The 18,981-nt window shown below is 60.6% G+C and carries 16 protein-coding genes and 1 pseudogene; 7 read left to right on the forward strand and 10 right to left on the reverse strand.

Annotation, left to right across the window (positions count from 1 at the left end; translation table 11 throughout):
- From K3174_RS16905 to K3174_RS14865, 4 genes and pseudogenes are all read left to right on the forward strand, one after another.
- Positions 1 to 73: pseudogene (locus K3174_RS16905) on the forward strand (integrase); the annotation flags it as partial.
- Between the two features lie 201 nt (positions 74 to 274).
- Positions 275 to 1,228 carry a DUF1963 domain-containing protein gene (locus K3174_RS14855; protein WP_221560126.1) on the forward strand — a complete coding sequence of 318 codons (954 nt, stop codon included), beginning with the start codon at positions 275 to 277 and terminating at the stop codon, positions 1,226 to 1,228.
- 289 nt (positions 1,229 to 1,517) lie between these two features.
- The gene (locus K3174_RS14860) at positions 1,518 to 2,951 is read left to right on the forward strand and encodes a DUF1800 domain-containing protein (protein ID WP_221560128.1); all 1,434 of its coding nucleotides are present in this window, start codon (positions 1,518 to 1,520) and stop codon (positions 2,949 to 2,951) included.
- Positions 2,948 to 4,108, forward strand: coding sequence for a DUF1501 domain-containing protein (locus tag K3174_RS14865; RefSeq protein WP_221560141.1), 1,161 nt, complete (start codon positions 2,948 to 2,950; stop codon positions 4,106 to 4,108). Before K3174_RS14860 ends, K3174_RS14865 begins: the two co-directional genes overlap by 4 nt.
- A gap of 899 nt (positions 4,109 to 5,007) precedes the next feature.
- Here K3174_RS14865 and K3174_RS14870 read toward each other — a convergent pair.
- The 4 genes from K3174_RS14870 to K3174_RS14885 all read right to left on the reverse strand — a co-directional run bounded on the left by K3174_RS14870 (position 5,008) and on the right by K3174_RS14885 (position 11,570).
- A complete protein-coding gene (locus K3174_RS14870; protein ID WP_221560143.1) occupies positions 5,008 to 5,892 on the reverse strand; it encodes an isoaspartyl peptidase/L-asparaginase family protein in 885 nt (294 codons plus the stop codon).
- Positions 5,889 to 7,142 (reverse strand): cyanophycinase, encoded by a 1,254-nt coding sequence (locus K3174_RS14875; protein WP_221560145.1) that lies wholly within the window; start codon positions 7,140 to 7,142, stop codon positions 5,889 to 5,891. The genes K3174_RS14870 and K3174_RS14875 overlap by 4 nt, the downstream gene beginning before the upstream one ends.
- On the reverse strand, positions 7,142 to 8,632 hold the full coding sequence (yfcC, locus tag K3174_RS14880) for a putative basic amino acid antiporter YfcC (RefSeq protein WP_221560147.1): 1,491 nt from the start codon (positions 8,630 to 8,632) through the stop codon (positions 7,142 to 7,144). The genes K3174_RS14875 and yfcC overlap by 1 nt, the downstream gene beginning before the upstream one ends.
- Positions 8,633 to 8,720: 88 nt before the next feature.
- Positions 8,721 to 11,570, reverse strand: a complete 2,850-nt coding sequence (locus tag K3174_RS14885) for a TonB-dependent receptor plug domain-containing protein (protein ID WP_221560150.1) — start codon at positions 11,568 to 11,570, stop codon at positions 8,721 to 8,723.
- A gap of 641 nt (positions 11,571 to 12,211) precedes the next feature.
- Here K3174_RS14885 and K3174_RS14890 point away from each other — a divergent pair.
- Positions 12,212 to 12,574 carry a hypothetical protein gene (locus tag K3174_RS14890; protein ID WP_221560151.1) on the forward strand — a complete coding sequence of 121 codons (363 nt, stop codon included), beginning with the start codon at positions 12,212 to 12,214 and terminating at the stop codon, positions 12,572 to 12,574.
- Positions 12,575 to 12,739: 165 nt separating this feature from the next.
- Here the strand turns inward: K3174_RS14890 and K3174_RS14895 are convergent, their stop codons facing one another.
- The 6 genes from K3174_RS14895 to K3174_RS14915 all read right to left on the reverse strand — a co-directional run bounded on the left by K3174_RS14895 (position 12,740) and on the right by K3174_RS14915 (position 15,841).
- Positions 12,740 to 13,027 carry a hypothetical protein gene (locus tag K3174_RS14895; RefSeq protein WP_221560153.1) on the reverse strand — a complete coding sequence of 96 codons (288 nt, stop codon included), beginning with the start codon at positions 13,025 to 13,027 and terminating at the stop codon, positions 12,740 to 12,742.
- A gap of 110 nt (positions 13,028 to 13,137) precedes the next feature.
- A complete protein-coding gene (locus tag K3174_RS14900; RefSeq protein ID WP_221560155.1) occupies positions 13,138 to 13,383 on the reverse strand; it encodes a hypothetical protein in 246 nt (81 codons plus the stop codon).
- 44 nt (positions 13,384 to 13,427) lie between these two features.
- Positions 13,428 to 13,760 (reverse strand): hypothetical protein, encoded by a 333-nt coding sequence (locus tag K3174_RS14905; protein ID WP_221560157.1) that lies wholly within the window; start codon positions 13,758 to 13,760, stop codon positions 13,428 to 13,430.
- A gap of 34 nt (positions 13,761 to 13,794) precedes the next feature.
- Positions 13,795 to 14,637: a hypothetical protein gene (locus K3174_RS14910; protein ID WP_221560158.1), complete on the reverse strand. Its 843-nt coding sequence runs from the start codon at positions 14,635 to 14,637 to the stop codon at positions 13,795 to 13,797.
- A 394-nt stretch (positions 14,638 to 15,031) separates the two neighbouring features.
- Positions 15,032 to 15,154: a hypothetical protein gene (locus tag K3174_RS17035; RefSeq protein WP_282099727.1), complete on the reverse strand. Its 123-nt coding sequence runs from the start codon at positions 15,152 to 15,154 to the stop codon at positions 15,032 to 15,034.
- A 78-nt stretch (positions 15,155 to 15,232) separates the two neighbouring features.
- Complete coding sequence (locus K3174_RS14915) at positions 15,233 to 15,841, reverse strand: DUF1826 domain-containing protein (RefSeq protein ID WP_221560168.1); 609 nt, start codon at positions 15,839 to 15,841, stop codon at positions 15,233 to 15,235.
- 265 nt (positions 15,842 to 16,106) lie between these two features.
- Between K3174_RS14915 and K3174_RS14920 the strand changes: the two genes are divergently transcribed.
- Together K3174_RS14920 and K3174_RS14925 are read left to right on the forward strand one after the other, a co-directional pair.
- The gene (locus K3174_RS14920; protein WP_247712219.1) at positions 16,107 to 18,245 is read left to right on the forward strand and encodes a TonB-dependent siderophore receptor; all 2,139 of its coding nucleotides are present in this window, start codon (positions 16,107 to 16,109) and stop codon (positions 18,243 to 18,245) included.
- Between the two features lie 14 nt (positions 18,246 to 18,259).
- Positions 18,260 to 18,979 (forward strand): ABC transporter ATP-binding protein, encoded by a 720-nt coding sequence (locus K3174_RS14925; protein WP_221560172.1) that lies wholly within the window; start codon positions 18,260 to 18,262, stop codon positions 18,977 to 18,979.
- Positions 18,980 to 18,981: the final 2 nt, after the last annotated feature.

The raw sequence follows: 18,981 nt of genomic DNA on the forward strand, positions 1-18,981 counted from the left end.
CGAGAACACTGTGCGATATCTCGGCGTCGATGTCGAAGACGCTTTGCTTCTGGCGGAGAGGACCGAAATCTGATCCCATCTGCGGTCGACCGGCTAAGCTGGTCGACCGCTATCAGGTTGCGAGTGGTGCAATATCAGCGGCCGACATTGGGTGGGAAGCGGAATGTCTGCTTAGCACCAATTTTCTGCGGAAGCGGACACTCCGTTGCAAACCCCACTACGGGCTTTGAAGGAATTGACCAGCTGGCCAAGCGACTGGTAATGCGGCGCGATAATGAGCAAGCTTCTCCCCTTCAAATCCCGCGAAGAGAAAATGCTCGATGCATTCGTCGAGCAAAACCGCGAGCCTGCGATAATTATCTTGGCGCGCATTGCAGATGCACAAGGTGGGCGAAGAAGCAAGTTCGGAGGGTTGCCTCTCCTGTCGGCCCGCACCGATTGGCCCAGAGATCCTAATGGGAAGCCACTACACTTTCTCGCGCAAATCGATTGTGAGGAGTTGCCATGGCACGGCAGGCTGCCCGAAACCGGAATGTTGAGCTTCTTTGGCAGAGACGATGAGGAGCAAATCTGGGAGGACGACGTTGACGATCCAACCAAGAATTGCGCGGTTCTTTACGATCACGACACTTCGACAAAGGGGGAAGCTCGGCAACCGCCGTCCGATCTGCCGCCCATCGGAGACGGTTTCCGCCGGGCTGCCAATTGCGCCCCGAGTTGGGATGGGGGGCAATGTACTCCGCACGACTGCAAAGTGCATGTGGAAAGAGCGATCCAGTTTCACTCGAAACCGTTCATGACAATTCCTGAGACAATTTATCATGGCAAGGCACCGCTCGCTGAATTTGGCGGAGATGGTTGGTTCCAAGCACTCCGCGGTGAAAAATCCAGTGATGCCGCGAAGCAAATTGCGCTTGAAGGTCGCCTTGGTGAAGCGTTCGATAAAAGGCGACGCGAATTTACTAAAGCTGTCGCAAGAGATGTCTTTCAGAAGGACGCTAACAGCAACGAGGCGTTTGGCGATTACTCTCAGATGCTCGGATATCCTAACACTTCACAAGGAGCTCTGCCCCCGACGGAAAATTCAATCTGCCTTCTGAATATTGCGAGCGACAACTCCGCGGATTTCTATTTTGGCGACGCAGGCTTTTGCACCTTCTGGATCGCGGAGACGGACTTGGCTCGCCGCGATTTCTCTCAGGTGCATGGTCAGATTGAAGGTGCATAAGCGGCAAGGTTGCCGGTGGTGACGACCGCTTCTGGCAATTCTGCGTCCTATCCCGTACGCCCGCAATTAAGGTCGCGTGCCGAATGTCGGCTTTCCTTCGTCGCGGCGCTCAAAGCCGACATTCTTCTTGACGGCCCCAATTTGCAATAAAGCCAAAATGCCATCGCGGTGCATCCAAGAGTGTTGGAGCGCCTATTCAACGTGTGGCAGACGGCGAAAAGAAGGCCATGCGACATAATGATACCAATCCCGACCTGACAAAGCGACACGGTTGGTGCAATCTCCTTCCATGACGGATGCCGCCATCGCCCTCAATCGGTTCGGGCTCGGCTATCGCCGAGGTTCTCCCACGCCGGACAATCCGCGCCGCTGGCTGCTCGCACAGCTGGAACGCTACGATCCCGTCCCGCCGGAACTGGCCGGACGACAGAACGGCGCGACGATCCTGACCGATCTCTACCGCAACATCGTCGAGCGCCGACGGCTGATGCGGCAAGGCTCGGGCAAGGATATGGCGATGGAAGGCATGGAATCCGCCGAAGACATGCGCGACGATCCGCAACTCGCCGAAGTGCGGCGCAATATCCGCGAGGGTCGGCAGGTAATGATCGCTGATATCGGGCGGCGCATGCGGATCGCGGTCGCCAGCCAAGCGCCCTTCGCCGAACGGCTGGTGCATTTCTGGTCCAACCATTTCGCCGTCTCGGCCGGCCGGGTGCAGGTGGCCTCCGTCGCCGGATCGCACGAGTTCGAGGCGATCCGCCCGCATATCGGCGGCACCTTCGCCGAGCTCCTGAAGTCCGCAGCGCTGCATCCGGCGATGCTGACCTATCTCGACCAGGCACAATCCTTCGGGCCGAGCAGCCCCTTAATGCAGCGTCGGCGCAACCGACCGAATGTCCGGCAGGGGGGCCTCAATGAGAACCTCGCGCGCGAAATCCTCGAACTGCACACGCTCGGCGTGAACGGCGGCTACGGGCAGGAGGACGTGCGTGAATTCGCCAAGGCGCTGACCGGCTGGACGCTGAGTGCCAGGCGCAAGGGCCGCCGCGCGATCGACATCAGCCCGGGCGTGGTGTTCTTCCCGCCACTGCACGAGCCGGGTCAGCCGCGAATTCTGGGCAAGACCTACGCGCAGGAGGGGCATCGCAAGGCGCTGGCGGTGCTCGACGATCTGTCCGCGCACCCTGCCACCGCCCGTTACGTCGCGACCAAGCTGGCGCGGCATTTCGCCGGGGATATGCCGCCAGAGCCATTGGTCGATCGGCTGGCGGCGAATTTTCTCGAGACCGGTGGAAATTTGCCCGCGCTCTACCGCACGCTGGTCGAATCGCCCGAAGCGTGGGCACCGGAACCGCAGAAATTTCGCCAGCCGATCGAATGGGCGACGGCGGCGTTGCGCGCGACGGTCGAAGAACTTCCCGACGACCGTCGGCTGGCAGGCATGCTCCGTGAGCTTGGCCAGCTGCCTTGGGCCCCGCCCTCGCCCGCCGGGTACGACGATATCGCCGCCAGCTGGGCCGGACCCGACGCGTTGGTGCGCCGGGTCGAGGTCGCCGAGCGCATGGCGCGCAACCTGCCCGCACGCGATGTCGAAGCATTGGCGCAGAGCATGTTTCCCGGTGCTTTGAGCCCCAAAACCGGCCAGGCCATCGCCCGCGCCGAAAGCGGCGAGCAGGCGATGGCGCTGCTACTGGTCGCGCCTGAAATGATGCGGAGATGACCATGTTTATCCTCGATCGCCGAATGCTGTTGCGCGGGACTGCCGGTCTGGGCGCGCTCAGCCTTGCCGTTCCCGGAGGCTTGTTTGCGCAGGAAGTGGGGAACAAGCGCCTGTTCGTCATCATTTTGCGCGGCGCAGCCGACGGGCTGTCGGTGGCCGCCCCGCTGGGCGACCCGGCCTACGAGGCGGCGCGCGGGCCGTGGCTGGAAACCTATGCCGATGCGCGGAAACTCGACGGTTTCTTCGTGCTGCACCCGGCGCTGGAAAAGGTCGGCGCGCTCTATGCCAAGGGCGAGGCGCTCGTCGCCCACGCGGTCGCCACCGACTATCGCGAACGCTCGCATTTCGATGCCCAGAACCTGCTCGAGACTGGCGGGACGAGGGCCTATGGCGAGCGCGACGGTTGGCTCAACCGCCTCGCGGGGATGCTCGCCCCCGGAGGCAGCGCGTTGGCGCTGGCCCCGACCGTTCCGCTGATCTTGCGCGGCGATGCACCTGTCTCCAGCTATGCGCCGAGCCGTCTGCCCGATGCGAGCGAACTGCTCACCGAGCGGATCGAGGATCTCTACGCGGACGACCCGCAGCTTGCGGCGCTCTGGCAGCAGGCGCAGGCGACCCGCGACATGGCCGGCGACCTCGCTTCGGCCAACCTGCGCAACGCGCAACAAGCGGGCACGCTGGCCGCTTCGCTGATGGAAGGTGATAGCGGCGCGCGCATCCTCACCCTCGATCTCAATGGCTGGGATTCGCACGCCAATCAGGTCGGCCAGATCGCCCGCAGGCTGGCACAGCTCGACGTACTGTTGGGCGCATTCCACGAGAGTATGGGCACGCTCTGGCCCGACACGATGGTGGCGGTGGTCACCGAGTTCGGGCGCACGGTGGCGCGCAACGGCACCAACGGTACCGATCATGGCACCGGCGGAGCGGCCTTCCTGCTGGGCGGTTCGGTGAGAGGTGGCCGGGTGATGGCTGACTGGCCGGGTCTTGCTGCGGCGCAGCTCTACGAAGGGCGCGATTTGCGCCCGACCATGTCGCTCGAAGTGCTGCTCGCCGGGGCGCTCGCCGAGCATTTCGCGCTCGATCCCGCGCTCGCCATGCGTACACTTTTCCCGGGACGCACTGCTCGTGCCGGGAAGGGCTTCATGCGTACCTGATCGCTGCAGCGATCCGCGGCGCAATCGATACTGCCAGACCCAGCACATTCTCGGACGAGACGAAAGAGGACAGCAAATGGCCACCTGCTCACAATTGCTTGGCACATCGCCAATCGCTTTTCCCACCACCCGACAGCCCCGACCAAGCCAAGAGCGCTGAGTTGAAGACACACGAATTCAGTATTTTCGGTGCCTTCGATCAAACCGAACGTGCTATCGCCCGCAAGTAAATATCTTCAGGCAAGTGCTATTGTGCTCAGACCACAAGGCGGATCGCCGTGCGCGACGCTAATCTATGGTTCGGGAAAACTCTGGAGGTCCTCTAGATCTATGGGTTGCCGCCCAGTGCCATATTGCGATCCAGAAGAACTCCGCAATGTCTGTCCGCGTAGACATCGGCGATTATTGGCTGCATCTGCGCTCCGATCCGCTGAATCACGCGATCCTGAACACCTTAGATCTGTTCGGCTCGGCGGTTAGCCATTTGCCGGATCGGCGCCAGTTGCTCGGGTAAAGCGATGTCCCGACGGCGAAACTCTTCGCCATACAAATCTTCCGCTTGTGTTCGGTGTGCTGAATGTCGGCTTTCAGACGAAAAGGAAATGATGTCGAACGGCGGGAATCAGGGCGCAAAGCGGAATTCACTCGGTCCTATCGACCCTGATCAGACAGATCGCAAAAAAGTTCATAAATCTCACTGTCGGGCGCGATTGCAATCCGCTCAAGTATCGGAATGGTCGCATTACGCAGGCCATCCTCTTTCCCGCTGACACAGGTCCGATCGACGCGTTGAAGCGCAAACCTCTCCAAGCCCTGAACCTGCTTTTACCGCACGCGCCATGAGATCACACCGAGGTGGCAACAAGTCTCAGGCAATGCGCATAATGGAGTTCTGCGAGCTATCGAATGCGCACGAGTTTCGACCCGCTCGAATGTGCAAAAGCGCGCTTCATTCCCGGAGAGTTGAAGGGCATGACGCATCGACCGCGACAATCCATCGCGATCAGCCCACCATCACCTCCCAGCGCTGCAACGGTGTCGAGCATCTTGCTCGACGCTATCTCGAGCGTATCTTCACCATAGGCCATGCGCGCAACGATATCGCGAGCGCCGCCTGCCCGGATGAAGGTCTCGCCGATTCCCGTGCAACTTATGGCGACATCTTCGTCAGCCCAATTGCCGATGCCCGTAATCGGTGTGTCACCGACCCGGCCTGCCTGCTTGCCGAGCAAGCCCCCAGTCGAGGTTGCGGAGGCAAGCCTGCCGTTCCCGTCGACCGCTACCGCACCCACCGTTCCGTGCATCAGGCCAGGATCGAGCCTTGACAGTTCCGACTCGTCGATCCCGACCGGAAGACGGTAATATCCATCTTCCTCGGCGACCGGTGCGCATCCGTGCTCCAGCGCAAATCGTCGCGCACCATCGCCTGCCAGCAGCAGGAATGGCGATTGATCGAGCACTTTTCGCGCTGCGCTGATCGGGTTGGCCAAACCTTGCAGCGCACACACGCCCCCTGCCTTGCCTGTCGCGCCATCCATTATCGCAGCATCGCATTCTACTTCGCCGCTCGTGCTCGGCGCCGATCCGCGACCAGCGACATACAACCCACTCGATTCGAGTTCAGCCACTGCCTGCTCGACAGCATCCAGCGCGCTCTGGCCAGCACCTAGGCGTGCGGCACATTCGGCGATCAGTTCGCCCAGATGCGCCTCTACCTCACCATAGTCGCGCTCCGGGTGGACACCGGCACCACCATGCAGGGCTATCGCGAAATTCGCAGTCATTCCTTCTCCAAGCTCCGGATCGAGACGATGACGGGCTCGATATCGAACCTCACACCGGAAATAGCATAGGCGGCATCGTCCGCCTCGTCGCGACCCCAGGCCGCGCGCGATGTGTCCTGACGGGCAAAACGATAGGCGACGCCGCGATCGCCGCTGAAGGAATATCGTACAACTTCACTGGCCGCGCTGTTGTCCATCAGTGCCTCACCGATGACGTCGGCCAAGCCGGTCCCTGCCACGGCCATGCCCCCGCCAGACAGCGCGGTGCGATCGAAATACTCCCTGCCCCGCGTGTCCTTGCGATACCACGCCGGCTCGACCGACCCGGTTCGCAGATCGATCCCATCGCCGTTCGCCGCTAGGCCTACAATGAGCCCTTCGATAGACACACTATCCCCCAGCGACGCCCGGGCCGACCGCGCATCGAGGATCGTGACATATCCAGCCCCGACGACTTTGGCCCGTTCCTGGCCCGGATGGACCACCAGGGCGGTGTCCTCGTCTATTCCAAAGCCGATCGGACTGACGCGCTGCAGGCGGGCGAGCGCAACCGCGAGCCGACCGAGTCGGGCACGCTCGCCGAAATGCTGGTCGACCAATACCCCGCGCAGAAAATGCAGGCCACGTGCCAAGCCTAGCTCCTCCCCGATTTCGCCGGGCAGTAGCGCGCCGATAGCATCGCCGCCGGTGATCATCGCCCCGCTCATAATCGCAGCTCCTGCGGATGTCCCGCCGATCACGACGCCCGACGAATGACGCGCCCGTATTGCGGCAAGATAGGGCGTGTCTTCTCCGGCTTCCGTCAGCAGCAGGCGCGTGATCCGCGATTGATCGCCGCCGGTGAACCAGATCGCGCCAGCCTTCCGTATCTTCGCAAGCTCGATTTCGCTTGCGATGTTGTCCGCCCAACGGCTCTCGTCGACCGTGCGGGTCGCCGGGTCGTCCTCAATCGCGATCTTCGCAATCACGATATCGTCCGTCGCCGCGCCGTGCCCGATCATCGCGTCGCGGGCCGCTTCGGCCGAAGACGTTGGCTCCCCCGAAGCGGTCGGAACGATGACGACTGTCGGGGCATTTTCGGGACGCGCGTCAAGGAAGCTGCGATAGACTGCGGCATTATCCGCCTTCAGGCCTCCGCCGACGATAACGAGCCTGCCCGATTGGCCTTGCCTGGCGGATTCCGCATACAGCGGCACGCTTGCCGACAGCAAGGCCAGGAAGGTCCCGACCAGGGACAGCCAACGTGTCATCAATATCCCATCCCATGTGCTGCCATGACCACGAGAGAGGCAATTCCCATCAGCGCTAGCATCGGTTTCCAGATGAAGGCGATCCAGCTGGTGTAGCTGACCTTGGCGGCTGCGAGGCACCCCATCAGCACGGCCGATGTCGGGATGACCAGGTTGGTGAGTCCATCGCCCAGTTGAAAAGCGAGAACCGCTGTCTGACGCGTGACGCCGGAGAGATCGGCCAACGGCGCCATGATCGGCATGGTGACGCTGGCCTGCCCGGAACCCGACGCGATGAAGAAATTGATCGCGCTCTGTGCCAGATACATAACCCATGCGGTCATCCATTCGGGCGCCATGGCGGTCAGCGCTGCAAGGCTGTCCAGCAATGTGTTCATGAGCGAAGGAGAGGCCGGATCGTCTCCACCGAGCAGGAGAAGAATTCCCTTGGCCACACCGACGATCAGCGCGGCGGGGAGCAACTGCGCCGCGCCGCTTCTGAAGGCTTCCATCATTTCGTTGAGAGAGCATCCGGCCAGTCGCGCTACCCGCGCCACCAGCGCGACCATGATGCCGAGAGCCATGAACTGCGCGGCAAGCTCGGCAAGATAGTATCCACGGGCGCTAACGCCCCATGCGACCCAGACGATCGTCAATCCAAGAGCGACCATGATGGCGATGCGGCCCCATTCGAGCGTATTCTCGTCGCTCGATCCCGACTCGTCGTCGTCCTCGATGGTCCAGTGTCCCGGCACTTGGCCGAGCCTGACTCGCCGGGCGTAGCGCCAGGTGAACGAGGCGCCGAGCAGCGTGAAAGCGATCCAAAGGCCTATTCGCAACCCCATGCCGGACAGCGGCGGCAAGCCCGAGATCGACTGCGCGACGATCACGCTGAAGGGGTTCATCCAGCTTGTCGCAAACCCGATCTGGGTGCCCACGATCGTTACCAGTAACACGGTTATCGCATCGTAGCCTGCGCGCGCGAATGCGGGCGTTATTACCAGCGTCAGGGCGATCGCCTCCTCCGACATGCCGAAGACGGCTCCGACCAGCGAGAACCCGATGAAAAGACCAACTACCAGATTCTCGCTCTTGGCCTTTCCGCCGGGAAGCGCGGCCAGCAGCGAAGCGTCGATGGCGCGCGAGCGCGAGATCATCCCGAAAACGCCCCCGATGATGAGAAGGAAGGCCATAAGTCCAACGGTCGCCGAATAGCGGTCTCCGCTCACTAGCCCGGCAAAGAAGAAATCGAGAAACCCGACCCGCTCCGCGTTCCCGAGAACGGGCGCAGGGGATGGCGCATCGGCCGGACTGAAACTGCCCGGAACGATGCGGGCAGCGTCGCCAGCGACCGAAAACTCGCCGGGCACGAACACGAAAGTCGCCGCCCACGCGGCAAGCGCGAGGACGAAAAGGATCAGCAGCGTATCGGGGACCGTCCATGCGAGCGCGCTTTCCTTCCCCTCGGTCGCGGGAATCGCATGTTCGGGTGAATGTCCTGATGCCGCCATTGTATTCGCTCCAGTCTGGGCCGGTATTCCATAGCCGCGGCGCCTTGGAATACCGGCTCATCTCTATGCGCGGTGTGCGTGATCGAAACTAGAACCGCTTGGTTACCCGCACCGTTGCATAGCGGCCGATCAGATCGTGATTGAACAGATCGACATTGGCCGACGCTCCAAGCACACGCGGGGGATCCGCGTCGAAGACATTGCGCACTGCCAGCTGGATGAAGCTGTCTTCGGCGAAATCGTAACTGACGCTGAGGTCGAAGGTTACGTAATCGTCGACGAAATACTCCCGGTCGAGCGGCAGCCCGAGCGCTTCCAGCGTGCGGTCGGAGGGATCGTCACGGTAGCCGCCGGTATAGGAACCCGAAATCGATGCCCGCCAATCCCCCTTGCGCCAGCGCAGCCGGCTCGATGCTATCCAGTCGGGATACAAGTAGTCGCCCGCCAACTGCTCGACCGGGCTGGCGGGGGAACCCTGCCGCTCGAAATTGAAGATGTGGGTCACATCCGCAGTAAAGGTGAATAGGCCTGCGGGCCCTTCGGCCAACCGGTGGGTGTAGGCGATGTCCAGCCCATCGGTCTTCTGGAAGCCCAGATTTGTGATCTGGAAATGCGCATCGGTCACGAACCCGTTCTGAATTTCGAGCCCGGGCGTCCCGGTCGGCAGTTCGCCCGGCCCGACGACCCGGAACTCGCCGCCCAGCGCCCGGCGGATGAAATCGTCCTCGTCGATGCCGACCAAGTCCTCGTGGCGGATGTTCCAGTAATCGACCAGCAGCTCGATCCCGTTTCCAGGCTGGAGCACTATGCCGGCTCCGAAACTGCGAGCATTCTCGGCACCGAGGTTTGGATTGCCCACGTCCTCCGACAGCAAGGCCTCTCCGTCTTCGGTCGGATCGCCATCGCAGGCTCCCGGGGTGGCCTCACAATCGACTCGGTAGGAGGACAGCAACACGCCCGCCCCGCTTTGTGCGAGCGAGGGAGCGCGGAAGCTGGTCGAATAGTTGCCGCGCAATGCCAGCCATTCCAGCGGTTGCCACCGCGCCGCGATCTTGGGATTGAAGTCGCTGCCGAAGCCCTCGAAATCGTCGAAGCGCCCAGCAATCTGCACATCGAGAGTGTCGGTAAGCGGAATGTAAAACTCGCCGAAGAGCGACCATGAATTGCGGTCCGCCTCGGCGCTGGTCGAGGAAAATCCGAGGATCGGTTCGGGATTGTCGGGCGTCGCAACGGCCACGCCGGATGGTACATCGTTCAGCGTCTCACGCCGGAACTCGCCGCCGAAGGCCGCCTTGAGCGGACCGGCCGGCATGTCGAACAATGTACCGCTGACAAACCCGTCGACCGCATAAAGCCGCGATTCGCCCGACCGCTCGGCCTGGGTCTCGAGCAGGTCGAGCACGCCGCCCTCCTGCGTCGTCTGCCCGCCGAAGGGATTGTACCACAGCGTCGTCTTGCCCGCATCCTCGCAAGTGTCGCCGATGAAGCTCGCATCGGGCCGCACGGGATCGACGTCCCACCGCTCGACCCTGGTACCGTCGGTGCAGATATTGCCGAGATTGAGGTCGTAAAAAGGCTCCGATAGATACAGTCCCGAAAGCCCGCGCTGGGTCCGGTCGTTGCCGCCGAAAAGGAACGCGATATCGAATTCCCAATCGTCCGAGATATCGCCCTTGAGCCCCGAGGTGATGCGATAGCTGTCGGACTCGATTTCGACCGCTCGGGGCTCCGGTATCTTGCCCCACGCATAAATCGGGAAACCGAAATAGTCGCCGAAGCCGCCTGCTCCGCCTTCATCGACGATATCTTCCTGCAATGCGGCCGGCCAGAACGGGTTCTCGGGATCGATCGGCGCGCGCGAAAAATTCGCCGGCGAACTGACCCCGCGCGATTTGACCCGTTGGTAAAGGACGTCGTTGTACCAAGTCAGGCTGTCGCTGATCTCGAATTTATGTGTGAACAGCCCGCCGATGGTTTCGAGCCGATCCTTGGCCGAAACGAATGCATTGGTGTTGACTTCGCAGAACTCGCCAAGGTTGCCGCTGCCGAAGTCTTCGGCCGGACATCCGCCGTCGGCGGGCTCCTCGGTCTGATCGAAGAACTGCAGGAAGAGATCGTTGAAACTCGGGTAAAAGCCCTGCTGACTGGGCCGGAAACTCTCGGCGCTGATGGCGCGGTCGCGCAGGAAGAACGGGTTGCGGCGAAAATAGTCCACCACCAGCATCACCGAGTTGCGCTCGCCGATGCGCGTGCCAAAAACGCCCGTAAGGTTGTACCTTCCTTCGTCGGTTCCGGCAGTCGAATTGCCATAGCTGGCGGAAAGCTCGATGCCCTCGAAATTGTCGCGCAGCACGTAATTGACGACACCGGCGACGGCATCGGCGCCATACACAGCAGAGGCACCCGAAGGCAGCACTTCGACCCGCTCAATCGCCGCGAGCGGGATCGAACTCGCGTCGATGAAGCTTTCCTGCCCCCGGGCGAAGGCGCTGATCTGGGCCCGGCGTCCGTTGATCAGCGTCAGCGTGGCCGACGCTCCCAGACCGCGTAGCGAAACCGCCGACGCGCCAACTGGTGTGTCGGACGACAGCGCGCCCGCGGTCGCGGTCGAGAACGTCTGCCCGCCACCGGTGGCGACCGGCAGGTCTTCGAGCACCTCGATCAGCGTGCCCGCGCCGCTTTCGACGATGTCGTCGCGCGATATCGTGACGGTCGGAACCGGCCCGTCTGTTGGCAGACCCGGGATACGGCTTCCGATAACGGTAATGACATCGTCTTGCTCGGCCTCGCCCGGCTCGGCCTGAACATCGCTCTGGACTGGATTTTGACTTTGCGCCTGGGCTTGGGCCTGTGCCAAAGCGGGTTGCGCGGCTCCGGCAAGCAAGACGCTTGCAAGTGCTTTGGCGGTCAGATTGAATTTCGCAGGATTGGCGGTCATCGTTGGTCCCTTCCCTCATCAGGACTCGTCACTTTTCATGCGCAAGCACATGATGCGGCATCGCTCACAGAAGGGCGCCAATAATGAGAATTTCGTACTGGTTCGAAAGTTTAGAACCGATCGACTACCTCGGCATTTCGACGCTCTTTGAGCGCATGCAAGGGATCACTCGTTGAACCAGTCGGTCAGGTGAAATTCAACCGAACGGCGAACGGCAACTTGGCCAGAACTCGGATCGGTCCATCGACTGTTCATATCCGAATGATGTCACAAAGCCGCTGCGCGCGCAAGTTCGATGCGCCAATCGGATATCCAAAGCACGGAAACGATCGTGTTGAACTGCCGCGAAGGGCTTTCCAGCACTGCACCTGAGTGCCTTTTTCCATGTGCCGTTCATTTGTACGCGACGTGACCGCTCAGAAACCGAGTCGAGGAGGAGCAAATGCGACATAGGCAAGTGCCGACGACAATTAAAAAGACGAGCGAATGGCACCTTCTCAGCACATCTCGATAAGCTCGGAATGACCGATTATGGGGCGCAAAGCAGTCACACGTTGGGCAGAAAGTCTTGCAGATTGGCACGGATGGAAAGATAACGTTCGAGGTCGTGAGAATTCGTAAATCAGGCTACAGTCCGCTATATGGCTGCACCGTTTGGAAACGAAAAAGTCTGGCACAAACCCGGCACACGCGGTGACGCGGATGATCTCGCCCGGCGATTGACCATTTCGCGGGCAAAGCTGGCGCTCACCATCGGCGTTCATCCATCCGCTCTTTCACGCGATAAGCTGTCGGCCGCGACGCAAATTGCATTCGATCCGTTGCTCGACATTCTCGAACGCGCCACACGGATGGCTGGCGATGAGCAACGCGCCGTATTATGGTTTAATCACTACCCGATCATACCGCTGGGGACGCTGCCTGCTATCGCGCATGGAGCCAATGGCAACGCAGATGACGTGATGGAGTTTATGGAACTGACGCAGGACGGCGTCTATTCTTGAAGCGCTTTTGTCCAGCGCGTGTCAGCACTGCCGCATGATCGGCGATGGCCTGTCACTTGTTAACTTCGGCCACCTGTTAGGATCTGCACGGCCTAGTGAACGAGATGTTTCTGTCGAACTGGGCGCGACCCGCCCGATCGCGGCGACACGGGTCGCGCTATTTCGCTAATCTACTTCGTCGGGCCAGACGTCGCCGTTCTCCTCGATCCATCGCCGCAATCGCTGGGACTGCGCCGAGAACTCGACGCGTTCGGCATCCGACATCAGTCCCGCCGGAATGTTGGTCTGCAGCTGGTCATGGAAGTTCGGCACGGCATCGATCCGCACGAGCATGACCTCGACTTGTCCCCGATCGTAGATCTCGAATGTACGGGTCTTCGCGAGCTCGGCATATTTGGCAAAGTCCTTCGCGACCTCGTCGACCGACACTCGGAAACAGGCATTGTTTGTCATAGATTCGAACCTTTCAATTTCTTGCAACGATCCCGCCGACTGCAGAGCCAAGAGGCGATGCTGTCGGGCGGATGAAAAGTTCTTGGGGTTCTAAATGATGCACATTGCCTTCATTCAATTCTCGTTGGCGACGTCAGCCCCGACGCAAACTGTTCGTCGTCGAGCAGTTCCCTTATCCTGCCATTGCAGAAACGCATCAGCGCCTCGTACTCACCCCGCGACAGCAGGATGAAGGAAGGCAGGCCGCTATCGTCAACTTCGATTCCCACAGGCCGGATTGCAGCATCGGCAAGAACGTCATCGAGATCGCGGCAAAGGGCCTCGCGATCGACTGTGCGATAGGTCAGTTTGCGCATTCACTTGTCTCCCATCGGAATTGTCGCCGACCCCGGCAGCGTTCCTATTGCTGCGAACGTCGCGCGTAATTGCGCGCATTTCGGACTCTCGGCTTCGTTTCGCTGGCGCTGGTGCTTTTTCCTTCTGCGCGCTTCACACTCGGATGGACCTGGTTGAAGCGTTTGATCACTGGCGGATCGTATTCGAGATGCTCGATGACCTTCCGCTCGTCGCCCGGCTCGGTCAGGACGATCTTGCGGTTGTCCTTGGTGACCGTGAGATAGACCGTGACATTGGCGATCCCGTCCGCGCCGTTGAGCTTCAGCGTCTGGAGTACTTTGTCCATCGCCTCGCCGAACTCTTCGATCGAATAACGACTGCCAAACTTAATCTTCATGACACATTCGCCTCGGCAAATTGGGTAAACGGCTTCACTGTCCGAAACTGCACACCGACGTGTAGGGCTGCGCGAGACGATCGATACGCGACCAGAACGTCTTGGCGCCGTTCGGCGCGCGGCGGTTCGCCGGCACGGCGATTTCGGCGAGCGGTCCGCGGATTTCGATCACAAGGCCGCAATTGGTCTCGTCGCCGACTTCGAGTTCGCTATGGAACAGCGCAAGCTCTTGGCGCTCCTGTGCCAGCTCGTCGCCTGCCCGCGCCAGGCGCTCCGCCTCCTGGGTTTGGTCGGCAACAAAGCTCTGCCGCGTCGGAAGTCTGTCAGGCCTGAAGAGGTAGATCGCTGTCTCGTTCGACATGCCGAAGATGCTGCCGAATAGGCAGCTGCCCGCATCGCCGTCGCGAAGGATGCCGGAATTGTCCTTCACGACCGACACCATGCCTGCAAGCGGAACGCCGTCGGCGCCGTCGCAAATGGCCGCCCTGCCGCGCCACTGATATTTCTCGCCGATCGGGCGCGTCAGATGCGCGAGCACGCGCTCGGCAAATTGCTCCGTTCGCTCGTCGGCCTGGTCCAGCATGAGGCCGGCTCGTGCCGCGCAGCTGGCCTCGAAATGCGCTAAGGCGCGGTCGGTGGCGAGTAACGGATCGCGCCTAGCGCTTTCGGAGAAGAACCGCGCCGCGGCGATCTCGTCGGCATTGTCGCTAAGCGGTGTTGCCGCGAGCGCGCTTTCGCCGCCGATCTCGTCGACGTCATCGCTACCGTCGAGCGCGCGGACGAGCTCGGGCCAGAACTGCCAGTCCTGCGCCCAGGCCGTCACGCTTAGGCCGAGCAGAACCACCATGAATATCGAGATGAGACTATCGCGGACCATATGCCCCTCCATGCAATGCGAGAGGCGGACCCGAGCCGGGTGTTCGTAACCATGCACTAGGACAAGGCGCCGCCGCCTTTGGGCGGAGCCTTGGACATACGCGACGGCCACCCGGCCAAACATATGTTCAGCCCGGACCTAGGTTTGAACGCACTGTCCGGCGGATGCGGCGAAAGCTTCTTCGGCCTTTCGCCATTGCGAGCCGGCCCACTTGCCGACCGGATTTCGTCCGACGTTGAATCTTTCAAAATTGGTCTGTTGAATACGGAAGCGCCCTTCCCGCTATTCGAAAGTGAAGCAGCTTCGAACTTTCCAACGTGGCAATCTGCCATATTCGATCGTACTGTTGGCGACGGTTATGCCGCAATTAACTATGAGTTGTCTCCCACCATCACTAATTGCGCAGATGAGCTATTGCGACCAGAACTGCCCCGAAGCTGGTCAGGGCAACCTCAGCAATCTCCTGCTCGGCGAAAATGCCGACCGCCATTATTGCCAGGCCAGCCAACTCGTCCATGCCGGAGATAGAGCGATAATCAGGGGCAATAGAAGGCAGTGCACTATGCGCAAGCCCGAGATGCCGATGCTGATGCCATCAAGCCAGCTTGCCTGTTTTCTGACCGCCACACCCGCTTTCGGTTTCGCTGGTGAACGTTTCCGTATCGATCACCAAAACCAGCCGCTTCACCCCGAGGTCGGCCGCGGGTGGCGAGCGGTGATAGCAAGGTGCATGGTTCGCGCCGTAGCGACGTCCCTTGAGCAAACCGACATGTCCCACCGGCACATCGAGCAGGGTCTCGGCATCAGGGTTATTGTCCAGTGCGAACTGTGTTCCCGGGCCTGCGTAGGTCGTGATCAAACGAAGATCGGTATAATCGGCGTGCACCTTGCGACACGAGTTCGTGACGATCTGCGCCAAGCGGATACGCACATGGTTTGAACCAGTCAGGTCTGCAAAGCGCGACGCCAGACTCTCTATGTCGCGAAGTATCGCTGGAGGAAGGTCCGCCAATTGCATAATAGCCTCGGAGACAGACCCGGCAGCGCTGCGACAAAACGGTTCAATGTCCAGAAGTGCCGCTGACGCATCGCCTGCCTTATCAGTCTTCCGGGGTTCGATCACCAAACAGGTTTGCGGCTCCGCAATTGCATCCCACCGCCGGGGAATGGAACGCAAATATTCTTCGTGGGGTCCTTCATCCATCTGTCGGCCAACTGTGCGCCCGACGAATCTTGTCATGGATGTCGTGGCTCGCTCTATTGCTACTGGCATCGCTATCGAATTTCCGTTTTTGGACCGCGTGAGGATGAGGCAGAAAAAACGCTGGCAATTGCACATCCCGCCCTTGACCTAATGATATGCTGTATCATATCGCGCCCGCGATTTGCCAGTCGCGAATTTCGTGTGCGGCAGTTTTTAACCATTCTCCTGATTTAGACGGGAAACCCATCCGTTGTTCGATTTTCGTTTGTCTGTCTCTGCGCCGGCCATCACGATCTTATTGGCCTTCCCTGCATCGCTTACGGCGCAGGACATCGAGATCGAAGGGGTGGCAGAAGATCAGGACGACCCGATACTCGTGACTGGCGTGCGGCAAGCCTATCGCGGCGATTTCGCGTTGAGCGAGATTCCGCAGTCGATCGATATCATCGAGGAAAACACGCTGACCGAAAACGGGATCGTGCGACTGGTCGACGTGCTCGATCTCAACGCTTCCGTCGCGCGTCAGAACACTCTTGGCGGTTTGTTCGATGCGTTTGCCGTGCGCGGATTCGCCGGAGACGAAAACATACCAACCGGCTACCTCGTGAACGGCTTCAACGGCGGTCGCGGTTTTGGCGGTCAGCGCGACACCGCCGGGATCGAGCGGATCGAAGTCCTCAAGGGACCTTCGGCCGCGCTTTTCGGTCGCGGCGAGCCGGGGGGCACCATCAATCTTGTGACAAAACAGGCCCGGATCGGCGATACTTTTGGCAATGTGGCGATACAGTATGGCAGCTTCGACCGCCTGCGCAGCGAAGCCGATCTCAACCTGGCAGTAACCGACAATGTGTCGGTGCGCCTGATCGGCTATGCCGAGGATGCCGACAGTTTCCGGGAAACTGTCGAAGAAACGCGCTGGGGTTTCTTGCCTTCAATCGGAGTGGCGCTGGGCGAGAACACCCGGCTCACCTATGACCTCGAAAAGACCCGTGTCGAAGTCCCCTTCGACCGCGGTATTGTTGTTCTCAACAACGATTTCGACACGGTTCCCCGCGAACGCTTTCTAGGCGAACCCGGCGATGGGGATCACGTTGCCCGAGCCGAAGGCCATCAGCTGCGATTGCAGCATGATTTTGGCAACAATTGGAGCGCGTTGGTCGGCGCAAGCATCCGCGATACCCTGCTTACCGGGGTTTCCTCCGATCCCGAGCTGGCGACAACGCGCCAGCCGATCTTCACCGATGGCCGATCCCTCTCGCGCCAGCGTCGTTCGCGACTCTACGATTCCCAACAGATCGTCGTTCGCGGCGAGATCAGCGGTGAGTTCAATACGGGTTCGCTGAAGCACCGGGTTCTCATCGGTGCCGACTATGACGAATTCGAGAACTTTCAGGATTTCCGCCGTGTGCGTCCGCCTTCCGTAGCGAGCAGCCCGAGCGAGCAGGCGGCCTACATCATCGATATTCTCGATCCGGTCTACGGTCGTTTCCCGCTTCCCACACCGCTACCGCAGAACAACCGACTGGACGTGCAGGAGTCCTTCGGGTTCTTCGTCCAGGACCAGATCGAACTGACCGATCGGCTGCAAATCCGCCTTGGCGCTCGCTACGATGATTTTTCGCTCCGCACCGAAAACAACATCACCGGTGTCACAAGCGATCGCAGCGACAATCGCATCAGCCCTCAGGCTGGGATTGTTTTCGAGCTTAGTGATCCGATAAAGCTTTACGCGGCTTATAGCGAGGGCTTCCGCGCCAATATCGGGACCGACGTAAGCGGGGTTATCTTCGATCCCGAAACGAGCAGGTCCATCGAAGCGGGAGCCAAGCTTACCTTGCTCGACGGGGCGGTAACTGGGACATTCACGCTGTTCCAGCTGGATAAGGACAACGTCCTCGCCAGCGACATCAATAATCCCGGGTTCTCCGTAGCCATTGGCGAGGCGCGCAGCCGCGGCATCGAGCTGGATCTCAATGGTCGTCTCCCGAGCGATTTCGAGTTCCTTCTGAGTTATGCCTATGTCGATGCGGAATCGCGGTCGAGCGTGCTGGACCCAAATTTCTCTTTCGTCATCGAGCCGGGCGATCCGTTGATCAACATACCCGACCACACACTGAATGCGCAGGTTTCAAAGCGCTTCAACATTGGTGAACGGGAGGCAATGCTAGGTGGCGGCGTCCAGCATGTTGGCGAACGACTGGGGGCCACCGGCACCGACTTCTTTCTGCCCGATCACACGCTCTTTCGCGTTTTCGGCGAGATCGAATTGTTTGACGGCATGTTGCTCAACGGCAGCGTGACAAACCTGTTCGATACCGATTGGTTTGCGAACAGCTACTCCTCGCTCTGGGTGATCCCCGGCGCACCGCGCACGGCCACCGTCTCGCTCCAGTTCACATTCTGACAATTGGTGATCTCATGACTGCACCACTTGAAGCACGCTCACTGTCGCTCATGCGAGAAGGGAACGCCGTTCTTGACGATGTCTCCTTCTCCGTCGCCGAGGGCGAAATCTTCGCGCTGCTCGGCGGCAACGGAGCGGGCAAGTCAAGCACCTTGCTGACGTTTCTCGGCTTCTTGCGGCCATCGGCGGGCGAGGTCCTGGTGGAGGGCAGGAGTGTTCACGCCAATGTAGCCGCGGCGCGCTCTTCCATCGCCTATCTTCCCGAGGCCGCGTCGCTCTACGGGCACATGACGGCCTATGAGAACCTCGAGTATTTTCTCGATCTCGCGGGGCGGAAAGCTACGCGTAGCGATCTGGACTCTGCGTTCGAGCGCGTCGCGCTGGCCGAGGAGGCGCGGTCGCGTCGCTTGCAATCCTATTCCAAGGGTATGCGCCAAAAGACCGCAATCGCTCTCGCGCTTCTGCGCGAAACGCCTATCCTGCTGCTGGACGAGCCCACCTCGGGGCTCGACCCGGTCGCTATCGACGAGTTTCACGATCTAGTGAAGGCGCTCGCGTCCAGCGGCCAGACCATCCTCATGGTGACGCATGATGTCTATGGCGCATGCCAGGTGGCCGACCGTGTCGGGCTCCTTCGGCGCGGAAAGCTGGTCGGCAGTTTCGCTGCCGAACCCGGCAGACGGATCGACACCGAAACGGTCCATGCAGCCTTTGCAGAGCGTGAAGCAGCATGAGC

Origin of the sequence: Qipengyuania qiaonensis (assembly GCF_019711515.1) — a bacterium.
GTDB lineage: Bacteria > Pseudomonadota > Alphaproteobacteria > Sphingomonadales > Sphingomonadaceae > Qipengyuania > Qipengyuania qiaonensis.